Genomic DNA, 4,211 nt, shown 5'->3' with positions numbered 1-4,211 from the left:
GCGCAATGAGAGCCGATGAGTTCAATGAGCAACGGCTGGCTCCGGCGCAAGATGAGGAATTCGTGCTGGAGCACTGCGACAACGTGCAGGCCACCGGCTTCGTCGAGCACCTGAAGCTGCCTCATTACGTCGATTTTCAAGCAGAGCTCGAACTGCTGCGAACATTGCGCCGCGAGGCCGAAATCGCGAGTGCTGACACACCACTGAGCGAGGCAGCAGAATGACAAATCCCTCCCTGCCTGCCTATAACTTTGCCTATCTCGACGAACAGACCAAGCGGATGATCCGACGCGCGATCCTGAAGGCGGTCGCGATCCCCGGATACCAGGTGCCGTTCGCCTCCCGTGAGATGCCCATGCCTTATGGCTGGGGCACGGGCGGGGTGCAGGTCACTGCATCGATCCTGGGCCCCAATGATGTGCTCAAGGTCATCGATCAGGGTGCCGACGATACCACTAATGCCGTGTCGATCCGGGCCTTCTTCGCCAAGGTCGCGAATGTTGCAACGACCACGCGGACAGCCGAGGCAACGATCATCCAGACCCGACACCGCATTCCTGAGACTCCTCTCGCCCAGGGCCAGATCATCGTCTACCAGGTGCCAATCCCTGAGCCGCTTCGCTTCCTCGAGCCACGTGAGACGGAAACGCGCGTGATGCATGCACTGGAAGAATATGGCCTGGTGCATGTCAAGCTCTACGAGGACATTGCGCAGCACGGCCATATCGCCACGACCTATGCCTATCCCGTGAAGGTCGAAGGCCGGTATGTCATGGACCCGTCGCCGATCCCTAAATTCGACAATCCGGAAATGCACCGCTCGCCGGCGCTGCAGCTTTTTGGCGCCGGCCGCGAAAAGCGGATCTACGCGCTGCCACCCTTCACTGATGTGGTCAGTCTCGACTTCGAGGACCATCCATTCACTGTCCAACGCTTCGACTCCCGTTGCGCGCTTTGTGATGCGCAGGACGTCTATATGGACGAGGTCATCACGGACGACCGCGGCGGGCGCATGTTTGTTTGCTCCGATACAGACCACTGCGAAACCCGCCGGTCCGAGGGGCACCAGGGAGCAGGCCTGCCGCAGCATGGCGCCGCGAAGGCCGATTGGGAGGCCGCAGAATGAACAGCGAACCGATCCTCTCCGTCCGAAATCTGGAGAAGCGCTACGGCAACTTCATCGGCTGCACCGACGTCTCATTCAATGTCTGGCCGGGCGAGGTTGTCGCGATCGTGGGCGAGTCCGGCTCCGGCAAAACAACCCTGCTCAACTGCATTTCCACTCGCATGGAGCGGAGCAGCGGTGAGATCCGGTACCGGATGCGCGACCGGCGGTTCCCGGATCTCGCGGAGCTGAGCGAAGCCGAACTTCGCTTCCTTATGCGCACGGACTGGGGTTTCGTTCACCAGAATCCGGCAGACGGGTTGCGAATGCGGGTATCGGCCGGCGCCAACGTTGGTGAACGGCTGATGGCGATTGGTGACCGCAACTACGGCGAGATCCGCAGCCGGGCGAGCGACTGGTTGGAACACGTCGAGATTGCGGCCTCCCGCATCGACGATATGCCCGTAGCCTTCTCGGGCGGCATGCGGCAGCGTCTACAGATCGCGCGCAATCTTGTTACGCACCCTCGCTTGATCTTCATGGATGAGCCGACTGGCGGTCTCGACGTATCGGTCCAGGCACGCGTTCTTGACCTGATGCGAATGCTGGTCTCGGAGCTCAGTCTGTCGGTGGTCATCGTCACCCATGATCTGGCCGTCGCCCGGCTCCTGTCGCAGCGCATGATCGTCATGAAGGGCGGACGGATCGTCGAGCAGGGACTGACCGATCGTGTGATGGACGATCCAAGTCATCCCTACACCCAGCTTCTCGTCGCCTCGATTCTGGAGAACTGAGATGGTGACCGACAATCCTTCTGTCGTGGCTGGCGCTCCTCTGCTTTCGGTTGTGGATGTATCAAAATCATTCACGATCCACCTTCGCGGCGGAGTCCGTCTTCCCGTCGTGGCCAATGTCACGTTTGACGTATGTTCCGGCGAATGCCTTGTCCTGGGGGGGCCGTCAGGAATCGGCAAGTCATCGATCTTGCGCATGATCTTCGGCAATTACGCTGTCGATACCGGCCGGATCCTTGTGCGGGACCGCAATACGGGAGACGTCGCAGACCTCGCATCCGGCGATCCCCGCCTGGTACTCAGTCTCCGGCGCGATCACTTAGGCTACGTCAGCCAATTTCTACGGGCGCTTCCGCGTGTTTCGGTTCTCGATGTTGTCGCCGAGCCGCTTCTCGCGCGTGGAGTGGAGCGCAAGCTAGCATCAAACCGCGCCGCCGCCATGCTCGAGCGACTGAACTTGCCATCGTCCCTCTTCAATCTCCCTCCGGCAACGTTCTCTGGTGGTGAGAAGCAGCGGGTGAACATCGCCCGTGGTTTCATAATTGATCACCCAATCCTTCTGCTCGACGAGCCGACAGCGTCGCTGGATGAGGCCAACCGGGATGTCGTCATCGGCATGATCCGGGAGAAGCTAGCTGCTGGAACAGCCATCCTCGGGATCTTCCACGACATTCCAGTCCGGGAGGCGGTTGCGACGAAGATCATCGACGTCGCCGCCTTCTCGACGCGGGAGGCCGCGTAATGCCCAAGCTCAATGAACATACGCCGCTTATCCACTCGACGGCCGATGTCGAGCAGTGCACACTTGGCCGCTTTGTCGAGATCGAAGCACGTTCCCGCGTAAGCGAGACCGATCTTGGGGACTATTCCTACGTCATGCAGGATTGCGCGATCTGGTGTGCCACGATAGGCAAATTTGCCAACATCGCGGCCGCCGTGCGGATCAATGCCACCAATCATCCCACATGGCGCGCCACGCTGCATCACTTCACCTATCGAGCAGGCGACTATTTCGACGGTGCAGCAGACGAAGAAGAGTTCTTTGGGTGGCGCCGGTCCCAACAGGTTACGATCGGTCGTGATGTCTGGATCGGCCATGGAGCGACTATTCTGCCTGGCGTCACTGTCGGCAATGGTGCTGTTATTGGCGCAGGAGCCGTCGTCTCACACGATGTCGCGCCATACACCATCGTCGGCGGCGTTCCCGCCCGCCTGATCCGCGAGCGTTTCACCCGTGCCGTCGGGCATCGGATGGATCGCTTGGCATGGTGGGAATGGCCGCACGATAAGCTTTTCTCGGCGTTGAACGATTTCCGAACCCTTACGGCAGAAGCTTTTGTGGAGCGCTATGAGGCGCTGACGCCAAACCTTCATCAAACTGACATCGAACCGTCGCCATCAAGTTATCCCGGATCAGTAGGTTTGGACGAACGGGGATGATGCAGATGACAGCAATCAGCGTTTCTAACCTCTCAAAGCGTTACGGCAAAACCCGGGCGCTCGACAACGTCAGCATCGACGTCCAGCGGGGCGAAATGGTCGCTCTAATCGGTGCCTCAGGTTCCGGAAAGAGTACCCTCATCCGTCATATCGCCGGGCTCGAGGCAGGCGACGGCGAGGCTGGCAGGGTGGTGGTTCTCGGACAGGTATCGCAGATGGCGGGACGGTTGATGCGTGGGCGCCCCGCTGGCCGTGTGGCGGTCATCTTCCAGCAATTCAATCTGGTTGGTCGCCTCTCCGTCCTGACCAACGTGCTCATCGGCCATTTGGGCCGGGTTCCCCGCTGGCGCGGCACGCTTGGCCTGTTCAGCCGCTCGGAGAAGGAAAAGGCCGAAAACGCTCTGTCCCGTGTCGGCATCCCCTCCGTGGCGGCACAACGCTCTTCGACTCTTTCAGGTGGCCAACAACAGCGCGCTGCCATCGCGCGCACTCTGGTGCAGGAAGCTGAAATCCTGATCGCCGATGAGCCGATCTCCGCGTTGGATCCGTCCTCAGCACGGCGCGTGATGGACGTGCTGGCCACAATCAATACCCAGGACAATATCACGGTCCTCGTGTCGCTGCACCAGGTTGAGTACGCGCGGCGCTACTGCAAACGGACGATCGCCATGCGCGAAGGGCGCGTTGCTTATGACGGGCCTTCGACGTCTCTCTCAAACAGTTTCCTTGCGGAGCTCTACGGCGAGACGTTGGTGCGTAAATCGGACCGGGGTGTCGTGCCAAGTCAGGGGTAAGGTATAGAGGCGGTCTTCTGAAACCGAGAGCCGCATGCCCTACAAGGTTAATGAAGAGCGCCGCCACAAGATTCCAAA

6 protein-coding genes are annotated in these 4,211 nt (G+C 60.2%); all 6 read left to right on the top strand.

What is annotated here, in order from left to right:
- On the top strand, window positions 1-224 hold a 224-nt coding region (locus tag FS320_RS39245), incomplete at its 5' end, for a carbon-phosphorus lyase complex subunit PhnI (protein WP_192926404.1).
- A complete protein-coding gene (locus tag FS320_RS39240) occupies window positions 221-1,126 on the top strand; it encodes an alpha-D-ribose 1-methylphosphonate 5-phosphate C-P-lyase PhnJ (protein WP_152717795.1) in 906 nt (301 codons plus the stop codon). The genes FS320_RS39245 and FS320_RS39240, both read left to right, overlap by 4 nt.
- On the top strand, window positions 1,123-1,899 hold the full coding sequence (gene phnK, locus FS320_RS39235; protein ID WP_152717793.1) for a phosphonate C-P lyase system protein PhnK: 777 nt from the start codon (window positions 1,123-1,125) through the stop codon (window positions 1,897-1,899). The genes FS320_RS39240 and phnK overlap by 4 nt, the downstream gene beginning before the upstream one ends.
- A gap of 1 nt (window position 1,900) precedes the next feature.
- Window positions 1,901-2,641, top strand: a complete 741-nt coding sequence (gene phnL, locus FS320_RS39230) for a phosphonate C-P lyase system protein PhnL (protein WP_152717791.1) — start codon at window positions 1,901-1,903, stop codon at window positions 2,639-2,641.
- Window positions 2,641-3,339 (top strand): DapH/DapD/GlmU-related protein, encoded by a 699-nt coding sequence (locus FS320_RS39225; RefSeq protein WP_152717789.1) that lies wholly within the window; start codon window positions 2,641-2,643, stop codon window positions 3,337-3,339. The genes phnL and FS320_RS39225 overlap by 1 nt, the downstream gene beginning before the upstream one ends.
- A 5-nt stretch (window positions 3,340-3,344) precedes the next feature.
- Entirely contained in the window at window positions 3,345-4,133 is a 789-nt protein-coding gene (gene phnC, locus FS320_RS39220) for a phosphonate ABC transporter ATP-binding protein (RefSeq protein WP_152717787.1), read from the top strand.
- Window positions 4,134-4,211 lie beyond the last annotated feature (78 nt).

This window comes from Microvirga tunisiensis, assembly GCF_009296175.1.
GTDB lineage: Bacteria > Pseudomonadota > Alphaproteobacteria > Rhizobiales > Beijerinckiaceae > Microvirga > Microvirga tunisiensis.
This window is presented reverse-complemented; position numbering and strand designations above follow the sequence as displayed.

Excerpts from the sequence above, each read along its gene's own strand:
- FS320_RS39225 (WP_152717789.1), top strand. The coding sequence starts at position 2,641 with ATGCCCAAGCTCAATGAACATACGCCGCTTATCCACTCGACGGCCGAT.
- phnK (WP_152717793.1), top strand. The coding sequence starts at position 1,123 with ATGAACAGCGAACCGATCCTCTCCGTCCGAAATCTGGAGAAGCGCTAC.
- phnC (WP_152717787.1), top strand. The coding sequence starts at position 3,345 with ATGACAGCAATCAGCGTTTCTAACCTCTCAAAGCGTTACGGCAAAACC.
- phnL (WP_152717791.1), top strand. The coding sequence starts at position 1,901 with ATGGTGACCGACAATCCTTCTGTCGTGGCTGGCGCTCCTCTGCTTTCG.
- FS320_RS39240 (WP_152717795.1), top strand. The coding sequence starts at position 221 with ATGACAAATCCCTCCCTGCCTGCCTATAACTTTGCCTATCTCGACGAA.